The organism is Pseudidiomarina xizangensis, from assembly GCF_052541995.1.
On record NZ_JBOBQA010000001.1, the window covers coordinates 1067751 to 1084514 of the forward strand.

The following is a 16764-nucleotide window of genomic DNA, read 5'->3' on the forward strand; positions in this document are numbered from 1 at the left end:
TAGGAGCGTTCGCAGCACCGAATAAGATTACGGTTTAACGTGCGTTACAACCAACGCATGCGCGGCCAACTAGACCCGTAGTAGAACTACGGGTTACTTGTTCAGGCGATTTTCTATCAAAGAATCTATCACACTTGGATCAGCCAGCGTAGAGGTGTCGCCGAGATTTTCAAACTCGTTGGCTGCAATCTTGCGCAAGATACGACGCATAATTTTACCCGAACGTGTTTTCGGCAAATCAGGTGCCCAATGAATGAAGTCTGGCGTCGCTATTGGGCTTAACTCTTTGCGCACCCAATCACGCACTTCTTTAGTTAAGTCATCGCTTAACTCAGTTCCCTCCATCGCAATAAGATACACATAAATACCCTGCCCTTTCAGGTCATGTGGATAACCGACAACCGCCGCTTCAGAAATCGCCGGATGCTCAACTAACACGCTTTCTATTTCTGCAGTACCTAAACGGTGGCCAGAAACATTCAGCACATCGTCAACGCGACCAGTGATCCAGTAGTAATCGTCCTCGTCGCGACGCGCCCCGTCACCGGTGAAGTACAGGTTTTTATAGGCGGAGAAATAGGTTTGCTCAAACCGTTCATGGTCGCCCCATAAGGTTCGCGACTGACCAGGCCAGGAATCTTTAATCACCAGATTGCCGTTGACAGCACCTTCCATTTGCTCGCCATCGGCATTGACTAGCGCTGGTTGTACACCAAAAAATGGCCGTGTCGCCGAGCCTGGTTTGAGATCCGTTGCACCCGGCAACGGCGTGATCATAATGCCGCCAGTCTCCGTTTGCCACCAGGTATCAACAATAGGACAACGACTATCGCCAATGACCTTGTGGTACCACTCCCAGGCTTCCGGGTTAATCGGTTCACCGACTGAACCCAAAGTACGCAACGAGGTACGTTTACTGGTTTCCGCCGCCGCCGTACCTTTCGCCATCAATGCACGAATTGCCGTCGGTGCCGTGTACAGAACATTAACACCATGTTTATCCACTACCTCACCAATTCGGCCAATGCCTGGATAAGTAGGTAGTCCCTCAAACATCAAGGTGCTCGCGCCATTCGCTAATGGTCCGTAAATAATGTAAGTGTGACCCGTGATCCACCCCACATCAGCTGCACACCAGTAAACATCATCTTCATGATAATCAAATACATACTCGTGGGTGATTGAGGCCCACACCATGTAACCACCGGTGGTATGTAAAACACCTTTCGGCTTACCCGTCGAACCCGATGTGTACAGAATAAATAGCGGATCTTCAGCGTTCATCACTTCCGGCTGACACTCCATTGGTACATCTTTCACCAACTGATCCCACCAAACATCAAGCTGGTCGTCGAAACCGACATCACCGTGGGTGACTTTCGCTACCACCACATGCTCAACAGTAGGGCAACGATCGTCTTTCAAAGCTTCATCAACGTTGGCTTTCAATGGCGTGGTTTTACCACCACGACGACCTTCATCAGCCGTAATCACTACCTTCACACCACAGTCATTGACGCGATCAGCAATCGCATTCGGCGAAAAACCACCAAAAATTACCGTATGCACTGCACCAATGCGGGCACAAGCCAGCATCGCGTAGGCCGCTTCTGGAACCATCGGCATGTAAATCGCAACCCGATCACCTTTTTCAACATCCAATTTTTTCAGGCCATTAGCAAACCGCGAAACCTCTTTATGCAGCTGCTCGTAGCTGATTTCGTCACTTACCGAAGGATCATCCCCCTCCCAAATAATCGCCGTCTTGTCGCCGCGTTCAGCTAAATGCCGATCGACACAGTTGTAACAAGCGTTCAAGGTGCCATCTTCAAACCACTTAATGCTGATATCACCCGGCGCGAAACTGGTATTTTTCACTTTACTATAGGGGCTGAACCAACTGATCCGCTGCCCATGCTCGCGCCAAAACTCGTCCGGATCAGCAACGCTGTGCTGATACATCTCAAGGTAACGGTCATTATCGATAAGGGCGCGGTTTTTCGCTTCCACCGGCACTTTGTATACGTTCTGCTGCATAAAACCTCCCGAAAACTTTGAACAGCGATGTTCGCTATTCGCTTTTTGTATACCTTCAGCTATTCGTCTGCGCGAGACCATTAGACCATAGTCTAGATTGATTATTTGCTTCAACCCATCGATGATTTTTCGTGCAAATAACATCATCTTCAAAGGAGCACCGCAATGCTGCACACAACTCTAACCCAATCGCTGTTGCCTTTAGAGGTTTTTGAATGGTACTGGGCGGCCGAAGTAGTAACCCTGCATATAGTTACAACCCAAATCTGACACAAACTCCGCTTGCTGCCGTGTCTCGATGCCTTCGGCCAGCACCGCAAAATCGAGACTCTGCGCAATTTTAATAACGCTATCAACAAGCACCCGATCACTTTTATGATGACGAATGCCAGCAATAAAACTACGGTCGATTTTAACGGTATCTATCGGCAGTCGCTTCAGGCAACTCAGGCTTGAGAAACCGGTACCAAAATCATCCAACGCGATGGTCAGGCCATAGGTGCGTAAGGCCTGCAAACGTTCAATGGCGTATTGAGTACCTTCCAGTAAAATTGACTCCGTCAGCTCCAACTCTAACCATTGCGCCTGGCAACCGGTTTCTGCCAGCGTGTGCAAGACAAAGTCGACGAAATTAGCGCGATTAAAATGCAACGCCGAAATATTCACTGACATGCGCAATTTGCTCGCGCTTTGCTGCAGCTTGACGGCATCGTGACAAGCGCGGCGGAACACCCACTCACTTAGCGGTACAATTTGCCCGGTCATTTCCGCCAGTGGAATAAACTCACTTGGCGGGATGTAGCTACCATCCTGTTGCTGCCAGCGTAGTAGCGCTTCCACCTGCACCCTTTGCTGATCATTACAGCGCACGATCGGTTGATAATGCAGCTCGAGCTCGTCTTGCTCAATAGCTTCCTGTAAGTTGCTACGCATCGCCGTGGTCGACAGCAAGCGCTGCGCCATACTCTTGTCGTATTCTTGCACGTGATTGTAACCCAGACGCTTCGCCTGATGCATGGCCATATCAGCGCGCTGAATCAATTCCAGTGGTGAGCGTACATCACCCGTTTGGTGCGCTACTCCGACACTGGCCGTCAGGTAGATTTTGTGTTCGTTAATGCGATAGGGCTGGGCAACCGTTAACATAATGTCTTGCGCCAGTGTACTCACCCGTTCCGGGAAATTTACCGCACCCTGCAACACCAGAATAAATTCATCACTGGCAAAGCGCGCCAGTTCGCTGCGGCGTGGCTGTTGCCCTTGCAGTCGCTCTGCTAACTGGATCAAAATCGCATCACCAACATGTAAACCAAGACTATCGTTGATCAACGTAAAGCCATCGAGATCAATAAACAGTACTGTCACATCCTGACTATCATGGAAGTGCCGGCCAATGTATTCCTCAATGCTGCTGCGGTTCATTAAGCCGGTTAGGGCATCATGATGCGCCTGATAAAACAGCTGTTTGCCCTGTACTTCCAGCGTTACGTTACGCTCGACCGCAAGTACCACCAGTAGTACCAAGCTAATCCCACCTAAGACAATAAGCATTTGCAGGTTTGACGTCTCTTGTAGATTATCCAGTTTATACAGATAAGCCATTACCGGCGCACCCTTACTGTAGTACATATCCATACTGTCTAATTTCAATCGGATGGCGGTCTCTTCAAGATAGTCACGAGTGCTAGCACTGATCCAAAAACCAGAACGATCCATCCAGGCGCCAGGCATCACTTCGGTATAGGTTTCGATGTCGGTTTCCATGTTGTTGACCAGAGTAGAATCGAGCATCGAACGCACGTCCAGCAATGCAAGCAAGGAATAAACGCCGCTATCGGCGGTACCCTCTGGCTCAACAAAATCTACCGCGACACGGACAATAGCCTTTGCACTGAGGCTTTCCACGGCAAACATGGGAACTATTAATTGGGTTGCTTGTGGAGGCTGTTCTAGCGCCTGCCGTACCACGGGATCCGTCATCATTTCATCAAGGTAGCTCGGGCGCGATGGCTTCAACCGTTCAAAAACAACCTCATTATCAGGTGAAACCAGCAGCAACGCGTCGAGATAATCGATATGTTGCAGGTAGGCATTAATATCAACTTCCATCAAACGTGAGTGCGCAGCGTAGGGATAGAGTTTCCAACGTTCACCTAAACGTTCGAATAGTTTGATATTTGACTCGCCCAATGCGATGCGGCTATCACGCAGTTGTTTGATGGCGCGATCGCCCTTTAGTTTTAACCCTGACATATCGCTATGAAACATGCCTAACCCAAAGATCAGCACCACAAAGATAGCGAGTGAGGTGAAATTTGCCGATGCGTTGGATAACCTCGGTAACGGCCTACGGCCTCGGTAATGGGTGCTATATATCGCTACCCCTGCAAGTATACCGGTGACACAAATAACCAGACTTCCGGTGGGGTGTTTCGCCACCAGAGGCGACTTTAGAAACAAATGCAGCAACAAAAAAGTGAATGACAAACTGGCAACACCCAGCGCATAACCCGCATTAAGCTTGATAAATTCCTGCTGCCACGCACGGCGCTGCTCCGCTGGCGGAAATATAGGCAATAAACTAAGTGCCAGCGGCAAGTATATTAGGTACAGGTAAACTGGAATTTGCGCGTCGAAATGATCAAATATGCTACCGGTACTACCGTCGATAATGGCCAGAACGGCTAGTGCCGCAAGCAGAGAAGCAAAACGACGATAGTGCTTATGTTCGCGCTTGTAACTGCGTAGTAATACACTGCCGCCAATAGCAATCATCAGCACTTGGAATGATGAGCTGATGGAGTGGTAAACTAACTGTTGGGTTGGCTCGAGCAGGCGATACCCGAAAATCAGTGTGCCAGCGAAAAACAGTGCCGTTGCCGTCACTAGCTGTAAAACTGCTCTAGCCTGCAAGTCTGTATTTATTATTTTCATCGGCCAGTTGTCTATACGTTTACATTAACGTTCAAACCATATAAACATACTTCGTTAAAGTTGAATAGCGCTTTTACTTTAAGCGAAAACTTAACCAAAGAACTCTCAAATGGCTCAGATTTCTACCGATATGCCAAGTACGGTCGCTACCATCTGTCACTACAGCGTGGGTTAGGCCAGGATTGCGACGAAATTCACGGCGAATTGAACCTAAAGCAGCAACGACAGAATCTGTCGCATGTTGGGAGTAGTTCATGACCGACTCGTCGCCACGGTATAGCGTTATTTTCCTTAATTTCCGACTCGATCTCATGATCCAGCATCCTTACTTTTAAAACTTTATTTCACGATCCTAAAACGGCACGCAAGCTTTACGCAATATATGACAAATGACAAATATGTGGAGTCGGTGGCGCTTTAAATAGGCCGTAACCACTGCTTTTGTTGGGTTATAGCTTGGGCCATTATTTGGGCAACAGTGCAGCTGCACTGCGCTGCTGGGGCAACTGCAGTACGCTAATATATTTATCTGAAAAAAATCCTCGAAATATCACACGGAAATCATTTATACTTCACATTACTAAAACATTCAAAATGCTTGGAATAATAAGAATAACAAGGGAAATCAATACTATGCTCATCTTGAGTCGGAAGGTAGGGGAATCATTAAAAATTGGTGACGACGTCACCATTACCATTGCGGAAGTCCGCGGTTCACAGGTGCGGATTCAAATTGATGCACCGCGTGAAATTGCGGTGCACCGCGAAGAAGTCTACTACAAAATTCAGCAAGAATTAGCTGAGCAGAATAACTAGGGCTGCATTTTAGCCCAAATCAAATCATTGATACCTTCCTCACTGGGCTTGTATCCCGTAGGTGAATCCAGTAGCAGTTGACGCAAATCGTCAATACGGAAATTCTGGCACGCGTCATTCAAGCGCTCCAGCAACACTTCCACTTCAGGCCAAGCCATCGTCAACTCCCGAGCGCGGCAGATGCGCGGATGATCACACTCCACCACGTCGTCGCCAATCAGTAACTCTTCGTAAAGCTTCTCGCCCGGACGTAAGCCACTGTAAACGATCTCAATATCACCGGTCGGATGTTGCTTCGAACAGATCTCGCGACCACTTAGATGAATCATCTTGCGCGCCATATCGATAATCTTCACTGGCTCGCCCATATCCAACACAAATACCGCGCCCGAATCGCCCATAGTTCCGGCTTGAATCACCAGCTGAGCCGCCTCGGGAATGGTCATAAAATAGCGGGTAATATCCGGATGCGTGACCGTCACCGGACCGCCCTGCTCAATCTGCTTTTTAAACAACGGCACTACCGAGCCCGACGATCCCAACACATTGCCAAACCGCACCATACAAAAACGAGTCGCACTACCGTTGCGTTGCGCCAGCCCTTGTAAAACCAACTCAGCCAGGCGTTTAGTCGTACCCATGACGTTGGTCGGGCGCACCGCTTTATCAGTAGAAATCAGCACAAACAGCTCAACATTGGCTGCAATCGCCGCCTCAGCCGTATGCCAAGTGCCGAACACGTTGTTCCGCACACCCTCGACCATATTGAACTCGACTAACGGCACATGCTTGTATGCCGCGGCGTGGTAAACCGTCTGCACACGAAAGGATTTCATCACGGCGGCAATACGATTGCGCCGCTGCACGGTACCAATAATCGGGTAAATCGTTATGTTTTCAAGGTTATGTCGCTGGATAATTTCAGCTAGCTCACGCTCAATACTGTATAAACCAAACTCCGAAATTTCATACAAAACCAGAGCTTTAGGTTTCTGCAGGACAATCTGACGACACAGCTCCGAACCAATGGAACCGCCAGCACCTGTCACCAACACCACCTTATTACGAATATGCTGCTGCATCAGCGCCGGATCGGGAGCAACCGGATCACGACCTAATAAATCTTCAATCCGCACATCCTGCAACTGATCAATAGACATGTCGCCATTAACCATATCAGCCATTCCAGGAACCGTCTGAACCTTCACATTAAGTGACTCTAAAGATTCAAGAATTTGTTTTCGAACCGATCGCGAGGCACTGGGTAGCGCAAGCAAAATACGCTGAATACCATAGCGCTCCACAGCCTCAGTCACTTGCGACGGATCAATCACCGGTATGCCAAGTAGCAAGGTGCTCTGCAAGGTTTTATCATCATCGACTAACACCGCCGGCGCAAACTCTTCACCATTGTTCAATGCTTGCGCCAACTGACGCCCGGCAGAACCGGCACCGTAAATCATTACCGGAATTTTTTTGCGACTGACCATGCGATGGTACAACTCACGCATGGCAAACCGGCTACCACCAATAATCAGCAACGCAGTCAAGCCGTAGTTGACAATCCCCGTGGGCGGCAAATTCACCCCAAAGGCGACTAACAGCCCCCACAAAAACAGGGTGGAAATCGCCGCCCCGATAAGCACAACACCAAATGCGCGTACCGAAACATAGCGCACCACTGCACGATAAAGTCCGAGTTTGATGAACACCGCAATCGAGCCAATCAATAGCCAGGTTACTACCGCCATCCAACTCAGAGCAGATTCAATGCTAAGTACGTCACGGCTTAAAACTAAAGCCAAAGCGAGTGACAGCAGGATTGCAAAAATATCGATGATCACGCTAATAGCGCGCTTGGCAGCTCGAGGCAGTTGTAATAAAGAGGTAAGTAGTTTCACGTGTATTTACATCCCAGTAAATGAATGGCTATCGTGGATTCCTTATAGCCGAAAGTATAGCGACACTTGCATTTTCCGACAACCTTTACCAAATTTTTTCTTGGCAGATATTCATAGCCAGTGTAATCTTTTTGTGTTTCTTATGTTTTTAAATGATTAGCTTATTTGCCGATTTCTTACTCTAATTCGTGAGGATTTATGCACCCCCTACAGCAATTGAAAACCGCCGTTTTGGCCGAGAATAATAGCCTATGACTCGGTCACCTCGAGTTAAGCATCATGGCGCTTTCGCTGGCGTTACCGGCTCGTGTCACGAACTTTTCCTCGGCGAATCCTGTTCGGTGTTGATCGATTGCGGGCTATTCCAGGGCGCTGAAGTTTCCGGCGGTGGCGCCGGCTCTTCATCCCCCGAGATCGAATTCTCGCTGGATGCGGTACAGGCGTTAATCATCACTCATACCCACATCGACCACGTTGGCCGCGTACCCTACTTGCTGATGGCAGGCTTTACCGGACCAATTTATTGCACCTCGGCCACGGCTCATTTATTACCGCTGGTCATCGAGGATGCGCTTAAACTTGGCGTCACCCGCGACCCCGAATTGATTGCCGCAGTATTGTCACGCCTGCGCCGAATGCTGGTGCCGGTGCACTATGACGACTGGTGCTGGCTGGCGGTTACGGGGGAGGGTTCGGCTTCTGGGTTGGGGGAGGGTTCTGGGTTGGGGTTGGGGTTGGGGTTGGGGTTGGGTTCTGGGTTGGGGTTGGGTTCTGGGTTGGGTTTGGGTTCGGCGCGGGCTGTGCGGCTGCGCTTTCGTCAGGCAGGACATATTCTCGGCTCCGCTTACGTCGAATTCGAGTGGCTCCACCAATTACCCCCTAACGCACCGGCAGCCTTTGAATCCGCTAGCTCCAAACCTTTTTATTGCGCACAGCTAACTGACTTATCCGACGGCTATCGCGTCGTCTTTTCCGGTGACTTGGGCTGTCGCAACACACCGCTATTGCCAGACCCACAGCCATTGGAGCGCGCCGATCTACTGTTTTTAGAAAGTACTTACGGCAATCGCTTACACGAATCACGTGTCGATCGATCGTCGCGGTTGCGCGGCGTCATCGAACGTTGTGTTGCCGACGGCGGCGCCGTACTTATCCCTGCTTTTAGTATAGGACGTACCCAGGAACTGTTGTACGAAATCGAAGATATCATTGCCAGTAACGACGGTATCTGGCCGAAGATTACGGTCATTCTCGACTCACCGATGGCTGCTGAATTCACCGCGCTTTATCAGCAGCTATCGTATTTGTGGGACCAGGAAGCTTTAAATTTGCAGACCAAAGGACGTAATCCATTGGATTTTTCACGGCTGCATACGGTGGAGAGCCATGACGATCACGAACATATTGTGAATTTTTTGAAGTCGTCCGGAGAGCCTTGCATCGTGATCGCCGCCAGCGGCATGTGTGCCGGAGGACGCATGGTCAACTACTTAAAAGCACTGCTCCCCGACCCACGTACCGATGTCATTTTCGTCGGCTACCAAGCTGTTGGAACTCCCGGCCGCGACATACAGCGCTACGGCCCCAGCGGTGGCTACGTCGACCTCGACCATGAACGAATCACTATCCGCGCCGGCATCCACACCCTCGGCGGCTACTCCGCCCATGCTGACCAAGCCGAGCTTATCGACTTCGTTCGCAGCGCCTCGCCGCCGGTCGGCGAAATTCGCCTCATCCACGGCGACGACGACGCCCGCGCCGCGCTCGCCGCACTCCTGCCCACAGAAGGGGCAGCCCCCTCACCCTAAACCCAATCCCCAAAGAAGGGGCAGCCCTTACATTGTAAAGAGGCGCTCGCTAGGAGGGGCTGCCCCTCCTTAACTTTTATCAGGATCGTTTTTTGCGAATTTGTATCCCAGTTTTGCTTCCATACGTTCACGAAAGGCCTCGCTGCCAAACGCAGACTGCCGTCGCTGTGCGTGACGAATTTGCTTACGAATCGCAGCGTACGCGGCACCATGAACATCAGTCTCGTTAACCAGTTGGCGATAGACCTTCCGACACCTTGGTAAAGTATCTTCGAGTCGCAGAAATGAGAAGTGTGGAATCAAGAAAGAAGATTGCAGTCCCTCAGCATTATGTCGGTACGAGCTCCAATGCCATTTCCTCGGATGCGAGACCAGCCGTGCTTTTACGGGGTTTAGCTCAATGTAACGATAAGCAGTGATGGCATACTCATCATCGTCAACCAGCGACGAATGGTAGCGCTTTTCATACAAAGTGCCCGTCCGTTGGTATTTCCGGTTGTAATAACTGGTGTATGCCCCCGTTATACACATCATCATACGCCCAGTTTTTTTGCGTTCAGCCGGCGTTGCTAGTAAGTGAATGTGGTTGGGCATAAACATCCATGCATGCACAGAAATATCATACTTATCTGAATACTTGATCAACAATCCGGCAAAGCGCTGATAGTCTTCCGTATCCTGAAAAATCACCTGGCGATTATTCCCTCGCTGCGTAATATGCAGCGCAACCCCAGGCACGTCGTTTCTTTTACGATTTGGCATAACAACCTCCTTGTTGTGTGGAGGTTAATTATAGCAGAAGGGGCAGCCCCCTCTTCCTGAGCCGCAATCAAAAAGGAGGGGCAGCCCCCCTAAAGCGAGTCGTTCGGCGCCACCACATCGAACCGCTCGCGTGCCCCGTCGACATCAACAATGACCCGTATTAATTGCCACTCGCCAGCATCGCGAATGGCATAAGCGTAAACTGTAGCTTCACCTTTAGGACCTGAAACATCGTATTGCAGCTCAGCATTGCCGCTTGGGCCACTGATATTCACATTACCAAGCACCAGCAATCCAGGTTCGATAGGCTCACCGATCAACGCCTCTACTGCAGCATGTTCAGAAACAGCCGTAAGCGAAAGTTCGTAAGCCTCACCCTTAATCAGGTTCATTATAAAATAAATGAACACCGCAAAAATCACTGCTAATAAAGCCGCAATACCCAACCCAAAAATCAGCCACTTAAGATCTCTATTCACTTACAATTCCTTTTAAATTGTTAGCTCCGCGGTAGCCATCCGGATTCTGCATGCCAAGTTACTAAAATCATTCTTTGCCCTTATAAGTATCCGTACTGATGACGGGAGTATAGCGTTTTCCACACGGAATTTGCACGCACGTCACAAGGAGGGGCAGCCCCCCTTTCGAAAAACGTCTTTACATTGTAAGGGCTGCCCCTCCTCTGAGGTTTGTTATAGCCGTGGAACTTTGCGCAACGTCAAGCATCTCATTCAAATACAAACAAACTTAACTAGGTGGAAGCTATGAAATGTCCTGTATGCCCTGAAGAAAATCTGATGATGACCGATCGACAAGGTGTGGAAATCGACTATTGCCCGAAATGCCGAGGAGTGTGGCTAGACCGCGGTGAACTGTTCGACTTTTAATTTGCTCCGCTGTAATCGAAACTAGTACCATCCCACGCTGACGAATGAGTAGATGTCATACAAAAGGAAGTTGCCTACAGATGATCAGCAATCAGGTATTAAAGGAAGTTGAAACGATCGCGCGCCAGGCTGGCGCCGCGATCATGGAATTTTACCAAGCGAATGATTTCCCCGCGCGCATTTCGGTGCAAGCCAAAGGCGATGACAGTCCGCTGACGCAGGCTGATTTAGCAGCGCACGAAATAATTCACACGAAGCTCACAACCATTTCAGACGCCGCGCTAGCAAATTTACCACAACTATCCGAAGAGTCGGCCGCCATAAGCTGGCAAGAACGTCAGCAATGGCAAACCTACTGGCTCATCGACCCGCTCGACGGTACCAAAGAATTCATCAAGCGCAACGGCGAGTTCACCGTTAATATTGCACTTATCCATCAACGTCAGCCGATTGCCGGTGTAGTTTATGCACCAGCGACAGACACCATGTACAGTGCATCGCAACAACTCGGCGCGTTTAAAAACTCCAGCCCTATTCATGCGCGGCAAAACGCTAAACCGGAAACGCTCAAAATCGTCGGCTCACGCTCGCATCAGTCACCCGACATGCAAGCATACCTCGATCAGCTAAAGCAGCCGTACGAAATGGTCCCTATGGGCAGCTCATTGAAATTATGCCTTATCGCTGAAAGCCAAGCCGACCTCTACCCACGCCTGGGCCCCACTTCTGAGTGGGACACCGCAGCCGCGCATGCGATAGTGCTGGCTGCCGGCGGCGAAGTAAACACACTCGATCATAAGCCGTTATCTTACAACACCAAAGAATCTCTTTTAAATCAGCATTTTATCGTTAATTAGTTCAGCAGGGGCAGCCCCCCTTGCTGAAAGCATCTTTACATTGTAAGGGCAGCCCCCCCTGCTGAAAGCATCTTTACATTGTAAGGGCAGCCCCTTCTAGGATTGACTGCATCCAAACACTCCACTAAAACGTACTATACTAGGACACACCAAATAACTTAGAACAACAAAAGGAGCACGTATGAGTACACCCGAACAACTGGGGCGGCATCTGCAACAGATCGCTCTGGGCGACCGCGAGGCGTTCAAGCAGCTGTACCTCGCCACGTCCGACAAACTTTACTCAGTAAGCATGCACATTCTCAGGCGCGAAGACTGGGCTGAAGAAGCCTTACAAGACGCTTTTATCAAGGTCTGGCACAGCGCCAGCGATTATTCGACGCAACGCGGCAGCGTCATGAGTTGGTTAATTAGCATGGTGCGCTACCGTTCCATCGACATGCTGCGCAGCAAGGGCAACCAGACGCTCGGCAGTGATGCATTGCCTGACCTCCCCTCGAGTGAAAGCGAGCACCTGGAGATCAAGCTCAGCAATAACCAAAACGCCGTCCAACTCGAACGCTGTCTCGACGAGCTGCAACCAGACACCCGGCAAAGTATCCAACTGGCATTTATTTATGGCCTAAGTCACCACGAAGTTAGTGCTTACTTAAGCGAAGCGTTAGGTACAGTCAAAAGCTGGATCCGCCGCGGTCTCGAAAGTCTGAAGGGGTGCTTACAACGATGAACTATCAATTTATCGAACGACAACATGAACTCGCCGCGCGTTACGTCCTTGGCAGCATGCGTGGGCAGGCTCGCAGGAAATTCCAACGCCTGTTAATGGAGCATCCAAACTTACGCGACGAAGTCACATTCTGGGAGCTGCACCTCAATGAGCTGGCCGCTCAACTGCCCGACAAAGCAGCACCAAAAAGCACTTGGGACGCCATCGAAACTCGTCTCGGTTGGCGCCGGCAAACCGCCACATCGAGCTCAGGATGGCGTTGGCTAACCGCCGCACTTGCGACGGTACTGGTCGTGCTCACGCTCAACCAAGCGCTACTTATGCCAAGCGCACCGCAACCTGAGCGCATTGCCGTCATTCAAAGTGAAGCTCGCACCTTATGGTTGCTCGAACAGCGCGAACAAGTACTCAACGTCGCCGCAGTGGGCGCAATTACTCCGCTCAGCAACGAAGATTATGAGTTGTGGATGCTTCCCAAAGGAGGGGCAGCCCCTATTAGTTTAGGTCTGTTACCGCAACAGGGAACCCGACCCCTTAACGTTCCGGCAAACGTCAATCTGCAAGAGATCGCAGCCCTGGCCGTCAGTCGTGAGCCAATCGGTGGTTCGCCGCTCGCAGGGCCCAGCGGTCCTGTTCTATTCACCACAGATTTCATAAAGGTTTCAAAGAGTTAAAAAAAACTGAAACTTTTTTGCATCCAAAATCCCCTCACGATCGGAGTTGTTAATGCAAGACAACTTAACAACAACGATTGCGAGGGATTACCATGAACAACGTAACATTCAATAAAACCAGTACCACCGCCAAGAAAAGCTGTGTGGCGGTCGCTGTTACCACACTACTGTTAGCTGGTGCAGCACAAGCATCGAGTCACCGTGAAGCGCCAAATATCAGCCGCTTTCCAACTGTTGACTCCACCGACTTTTACCTCTTTAACAGTTACGAAACTGGCCGCGAAGGTTATGTTACCTTGCTTGCCAACTACGTGCCGTTACAAGATGCGTACGGCGGTCCTAACTACTTTGCCATGGATCCAGCCGCAGTTTACGCTATCCATATTGATGCTGACGGCGACGCCGTTGAAGACTACACCTTCGAGTTTCGTTTCCAAAACGACCAGCCAAATGGCGGCGTCAAACTTACCGTTGGACCCGATGGCAACAGCCGCGACGTCAGTGTCCCCTTGAAACACATTGGCGGCGTCAGTGCCGGTGACAACAGCGCACTCAATTTCCGTGAAACCTATCAAGTCGAACTTGTTAGCGGTGCCCAAGACTCTGGTACGCGCAGCACAGTCAACGGCTCGAGTGGAGAAATGGAATTTGTGAAGCCTTACGCCTACGTCGGTGACAAAACCTTCAGTAGCGCCAGCGCTTACCAGGATTACGCCGATCAGTACGTATATGACATCAACATTCCGAACTGCTCAAGCCCAGGCCGCGTATTTGTTGGTCAACGCAAAGACCCCTTTACCGTGAACCTCGGCAAAACCTTCGACCTGGTAAACTATGTTCCAGTTGAAGGCGACAGTGCCCCGGGTGCAGGTGATGGCGGCGGCTTCCCAGGAGGCATTACTCAATCTACCGCGAACGATGATTTGGCTGATAAGAACGTCAACACCATCGCCTTAGAAGTACCAACTTCATGTGTCGCCGACTCAGGCAACGGTGTTATCGGTGCGTGGACTACGGCTAGCTTGCCACAGGCGCGCATCCTTAACCCTGAAGCCGATCTTGCCAAGCCTGAAGTTAACGGCGGTGCCTTAGTGCAAGTATCACGACTCAGCTCACCTTTGGTCAACGAGCTCGTTATCGGTCTTGATGCCAAAGACAGTTTCAGCGGTGCACACCCAAGCGACGACGGTCAGTTTGCTGACTTCGTGACACACCCAACCCTACCAGTGATTTTGGACCTGTTGTTCCGCGATGCGGTCAATAACACGTTAGGTACCAACTACGAAACCATCGCGCCAACCAACTATCCGCGCGAAGATCTGGTAGCGGCATTCTTAACCGGTTTTCCGGGCGTGAACCAACAAGCTATGGTTACTGCATCCGAAATGCTGCGTCTGAATACTGCGATCCCAGCAACACCAGCAGCAATGCAATCGCCTTATGGCGTCGCCGGTGATGATTTAGCTGGCTTCCCTAACGGTCGTCGTCCTGGTGATGACGTGGTTGATATCGCATTGCGCGTAATGATGGGTGCCTTGTGTCACGACATCCCTGTGAACGGTGAACCCGTAAACTTAGGTTACTGTGCACCAGAAGATGCTAACGTCGGCAATGCTCCGTTTACCGATGGTGCGCCATTGGATGCCAGCTTCGTCGATAGCAGCTTCCCATACTTGATCACGCCAATCTCAGGCTCAGCTGAATAGGAGATAAAACGATGTTTGCTATTAACTTACGTTCGATTTTAATGACCTTACTGGTCGCCTCAGCCGCGCTGACGTTGGTCGGTTGTAACAACGACTCACCGCGTGCGGCGACGCCACCTCCTGCTACTGGAGGTGGTGATGACACAGTGTCATTCCGCATACTGGTGCGCGATGCTTATGCGCAAGAAGCGACCGCGGAGCCGATCACGGTGAACGACAAGGACATTGATTTTGATGTGCTTGATACCGCGGAATTTGATGACCTTATCGCATCGGGGACGATCAATGGACAAGGTTAACCGCACGCCTTCTGCGGCACTGCACTCCCTGGCACTGGCTTTGCTGGTGTTAGGGAGTATCGCAGCTACCGCGGCACGTGCAGCACCCAGCTTTACCGGGGATAACTTCGCCAAGGACGGCGAAGTTACCTTGCTTGCTGCAGCCGACGACCTGCAATACGGACATCGCTTCGCCGATGCCCTGACGCTACTCGACAAGCTGTTGACACGCCAACCGCAACACTTGCAAGCCCGCCTGATGCAGGCCCGTATTCATTTAGCTCAAGGTTCTTTAGCGGCCGCTCAGCAAAGCTGTCAAGCCTTGCTTGGGCAAGTCGATATAGCCATAACCGCCACCTGTTTACTTGAAGTGGCTGGTCGTAAGAACCCTGATCGGTTAGAAGCCACCTATACGCAACTTAGCAGGTTATACCAACAACAACCTGCCGGTGAAACTGTACGCCATTGGCAACAGCAAATCTTGGCTGAACAAGCCTTTGCCCTTGGCGATTATGAGGCCGCTGTCGGATGGTTTGCCGACCGCGATTTCGCCTCACATCCGGTCGTCAACCAGAAGCTTATGCTGGATGCCTGGCTGGCACTACAGCAGCCCGCCCAGGTTCTGGCGGCATACACGCGCTGCCCCCAGGTTGGTGCTTTGCCTGAAGATAGCGTGATTGTGCGGCTGGCTCATGCTGAACGGTTAATGACAGCCGCGCCAGCAACTAGCACCGGCGATGAATCCGCACAGTGTTGGCAGCAACTCGCCCGCGATCGCATGCAGATCCGCATTGCCCGCGACGACGCCCTGCACACCGCTGATATCGGCTACTATTTCGCCTACGTTAAATTAGATCCAGCGCAGGCACTTCGCTACGCTGAATTAAACTACCAAGTGGCTAAAGAGCCTGCAGACCAACGCCTGCTCGATGCAGCTAAGGATTTGTTATGAGACATTTCATCAATTTAGGTTCGCTGGTGCTGAAATCATTGCGCACGAAAGCTTTCGTTGTGATACCTCTGCTTACCCTGTCTTTCGCGGCGCATGCTCACGATTTCAGTACCAGCTTTTTAACCCTCAAGCCCAGTGAAAACGCTACACAGCTGCAATGGCAGTGGCGCTTCACCGAGCACGACCTTAAAGTCCTGGTCGGTACCAGCAAGCCCGCGGACGCCTTACCGGCGCTGTCTCAATGGCTCACCCTGGGCACCTCGTGCAAACTCGAGCCTAGCGCAGACGTTGAGCAAAGCGTACACGCCGGCGAACGCAGCGTCACTTTCAGCGGCACCGCCCCCTGCGCCTACTCCGCTGACCTCGAGGTCACCCCACACCTCATCCACCAACGCCTGCCCGACCACAAAATCCTCCGCTAACCA

16 protein-coding genes are annotated in these 16764 nt (G+C 50.9%); 10 read left to right on the top strand and 6 right to left on the bottom strand.

The genetic code is table 11. The annotated features are described in order from the left end of the window. Positions 1 to 93 precede the first annotated feature (93 nt). The 3 genes from acs to ACQ5ES_RS05200 all read right to left on the bottom strand — a co-directional run bounded on the left by acs (position 94) and on the right by ACQ5ES_RS05200 (position 5227). The gene (acs, locus tag ACQ5ES_RS05190) at positions 94 to 2037 is read right to left on the bottom strand and encodes an acetate--CoA ligase (protein ID WP_445014871.1); all 1944 of its coding nucleotides are present in this window, start codon (positions 2035 to 2037) and stop codon (positions 94 to 96) included. A gap of 201 nt (positions 2038 to 2238) precedes the next feature. Continuing rightward, positions 2239 to 4971: a putative bifunctional diguanylate cyclase/phosphodiesterase gene (locus ACQ5ES_RS05195; RefSeq protein WP_445014872.1), complete on the bottom strand. Its 2733-nt coding sequence runs from the start codon at positions 4969 to 4971 to the stop codon at positions 2239 to 2241. A gap of 73 nt (positions 4972 to 5044) precedes the next feature. Next, positions 5045 to 5227, bottom strand: a complete 183-nt coding sequence (locus ACQ5ES_RS05200; RefSeq protein ID WP_445014873.1) for a hypothetical protein — start codon at positions 5225 to 5227, stop codon at positions 5045 to 5047. A gap of 377 nt (positions 5228 to 5604) precedes the next feature. Here ACQ5ES_RS05200 and csrA point away from each other — a divergent pair, with 377 nt between their 5' ends. After that, positions 5605 to 5787: a carbon storage regulator CsrA gene (csrA, locus tag ACQ5ES_RS05205; RefSeq protein ID WP_445014874.1), complete on the top strand. Its 183-nt coding sequence runs from the start codon at positions 5605 to 5607 to the stop codon at positions 5785 to 5787. Here csrA and ACQ5ES_RS05210 read toward each other — a convergent pair. Beyond that, positions 5784 to 7688: a polysaccharide biosynthesis protein gene (locus ACQ5ES_RS05210; RefSeq protein ID WP_445014875.1), complete on the bottom strand. Its 1905-nt coding sequence runs from the start codon at positions 7686 to 7688 to the stop codon at positions 5784 to 5786. The two genes, csrA and ACQ5ES_RS05210, sit on opposite strands and share 4 nt — an antisense overlap. A gap of 251 nt (positions 7689 to 7939) precedes the next feature. On the opposite strand from ACQ5ES_RS05210, the gene ACQ5ES_RS05215 reads away from it, so the two are divergent. Further along, entirely contained in the window at positions 7940 to 9496 is a 1557-nt protein-coding gene (locus ACQ5ES_RS05215) for an MBL fold metallo-hydrolase RNA specificity domain-containing protein (RefSeq protein WP_445014876.1), read from the top strand. A 69-nt stretch (positions 9497 to 9565) separates the two neighbouring features. Here ACQ5ES_RS05215 and ACQ5ES_RS05220 read toward each other — a convergent pair whose 3' ends face one another. Continuing rightward, positions 9566 to 10258 (bottom strand): transposase, encoded by a 693-nt coding sequence (locus ACQ5ES_RS05220; protein ID WP_445014877.1) that lies wholly within the window; start codon positions 10256 to 10258, stop codon positions 9566 to 9568. 89 nt (positions 10259 to 10347) lie between these two features. Next, positions 10348 to 10737 (bottom strand): cytochrome c oxidase assembly factor Coa1 family protein, encoded by a 390-nt coding sequence (locus tag ACQ5ES_RS05225; protein WP_445014878.1) that lies wholly within the window; start codon positions 10735 to 10737, stop codon positions 10348 to 10350. Positions 10738 to 11022: 285 nt separating this feature from the next. Here ACQ5ES_RS05225 and ACQ5ES_RS05230 point away from each other — a divergent pair, with 285 nt between their 5' ends. From ACQ5ES_RS05230 to ACQ5ES_RS05265, 8 genes are all read left to right on the top strand, one after another. Next, complete coding sequence (locus tag ACQ5ES_RS05230; RefSeq protein WP_445014879.1) at positions 11023 to 11145, top strand: TFIIB-type zinc ribbon-containing protein; 123 nt, start codon at positions 11023 to 11025, stop codon at positions 11143 to 11145. 80 nt (positions 11146 to 11225) lie between these two features. After that, positions 11226 to 12002, top strand: a complete 777-nt coding sequence (cysQ, locus tag ACQ5ES_RS05235; protein ID WP_445014880.1) for a 3'(2'),5'-bisphosphate nucleotidase CysQ — start codon at positions 11226 to 11228, stop codon at positions 12000 to 12002. Positions 12003 to 12183: 181 nt separating this feature from the next. Continuing rightward, on the top strand, positions 12184 to 12729 hold the full coding sequence (locus tag ACQ5ES_RS05240) for a sigma-70 family RNA polymerase sigma factor (RefSeq protein ID WP_445014881.1): 546 nt from the start codon (positions 12184 to 12186) through the stop codon (positions 12727 to 12729). Continuing rightward, on the top strand, positions 12726 to 13403 hold the full coding sequence (locus ACQ5ES_RS05245) for an anti-sigma factor (RefSeq protein ID WP_445014882.1): 678 nt from the start codon (positions 12726 to 12728) through the stop codon (positions 13401 to 13403). The genes ACQ5ES_RS05240 and ACQ5ES_RS05245 overlap by 4 nt, the downstream gene beginning before the upstream one ends. Before the next feature lie 92 nt (positions 13404 to 13495). After that, positions 13496 to 15109 carry a DUF4331 domain-containing protein gene (locus tag ACQ5ES_RS05250; RefSeq protein ID WP_445014883.1) on the top strand — a complete coding sequence of 538 codons (1614 nt, stop codon included), beginning with the start codon at positions 13496 to 13498 and terminating at the stop codon, positions 15107 to 15109. Between the two features lie 11 nt (positions 15110 to 15120). After that, a complete protein-coding gene (locus tag ACQ5ES_RS05255; RefSeq protein WP_445014884.1) occupies positions 15121 to 15408 on the top strand; it encodes a hypothetical protein in 288 nt (95 codons plus the stop codon). After that, the gene (locus ACQ5ES_RS05260) at positions 15395 to 16339 is read left to right on the top strand and encodes a tetratricopeptide repeat protein (protein WP_445014885.1); all 945 of its coding nucleotides are present in this window, start codon (positions 15395 to 15397) and stop codon (positions 16337 to 16339) included. Before ACQ5ES_RS05255 ends, ACQ5ES_RS05260 begins: the two co-directional genes overlap by 14 nt. After that, a complete protein-coding gene (locus ACQ5ES_RS05265) occupies positions 16336 to 16761 on the top strand; it encodes a hypothetical protein (protein ID WP_445014886.1) in 426 nt (141 codons plus the stop codon). Before ACQ5ES_RS05260 ends, ACQ5ES_RS05265 begins: the two co-directional genes overlap by 4 nt. Positions 16762 to 16764 lie beyond the last annotated feature (3 nt).

Coding starts and splice junctions, on each gene's coding strand:
- acs (WP_445014871.1), bottom strand. CDS start 2,037: ATGCAGCAGAACGTATACAAAGTGCCGGTGGAAGCGAAAAACCGCGCC.
- ACQ5ES_RS05195 (WP_445014872.1), bottom strand. CDS start 4,971: ATGAAAATAATAAATACAGACTTGCAGGCTAGAGCAGTTTTACAGCTA.
- ACQ5ES_RS05200 (WP_445014873.1), bottom strand. CDS start 5,227: ATGAACTACTCCCAACATGCGACAGATTCTGTCGTTGCTGCTTTAGGT.
- csrA (WP_445014874.1), top strand. CDS start 5,605: ATGCTCATCTTGAGTCGGAAGGTAGGGGAATCATTAAAAATTGGTGAC.
- ACQ5ES_RS05215 (WP_445014876.1), top strand. CDS start 7,940: ATGACTCGGTCACCTCGAGTTAAGCATCATGGCGCTTTCGCTGGCGTT.
- ACQ5ES_RS05220 (WP_445014877.1), bottom strand. CDS start 10,258: ATGCCAAATCGTAAAAGAAACGACGTGCCTGGGGTTGCGCTGCATATT.
- ACQ5ES_RS05230 (WP_445014879.1), top strand. CDS start 11,023: ATGAAATGTCCTGTATGCCCTGAAGAAAATCTGATGATGACCGATCGA.
- cysQ (WP_445014880.1), top strand. CDS start 11,226: ATGATCAGCAATCAGGTATTAAAGGAAGTTGAAACGATCGCGCGCCAG.
- ACQ5ES_RS05240 (WP_445014881.1), top strand. CDS start 12,184: ATGAGTACACCCGAACAACTGGGGCGGCATCTGCAACAGATCGCTCTG.
- ACQ5ES_RS05245 (WP_445014882.1), top strand. CDS start 12,726: ATGAACTATCAATTTATCGAACGACAACATGAACTCGCCGCGCGTTAC.
- ACQ5ES_RS05250 (WP_445014883.1), top strand. CDS start 13,496: ATGAACAACGTAACATTCAATAAAACCAGTACCACCGCCAAGAAAAGC.
- ACQ5ES_RS05255 (WP_445014884.1), top strand. CDS start 15,121: ATGTTTGCTATTAACTTACGTTCGATTTTAATGACCTTACTGGTCGCC.
- ACQ5ES_RS05260 (WP_445014885.1), top strand. CDS start 15,395: ATGGACAAGGTTAACCGCACGCCTTCTGCGGCACTGCACTCCCTGGCA.
- ACQ5ES_RS05265 (WP_445014886.1), top strand. CDS start 16,336: ATGAGACATTTCATCAATTTAGGTTCGCTGGTGCTGAAATCATTGCGC.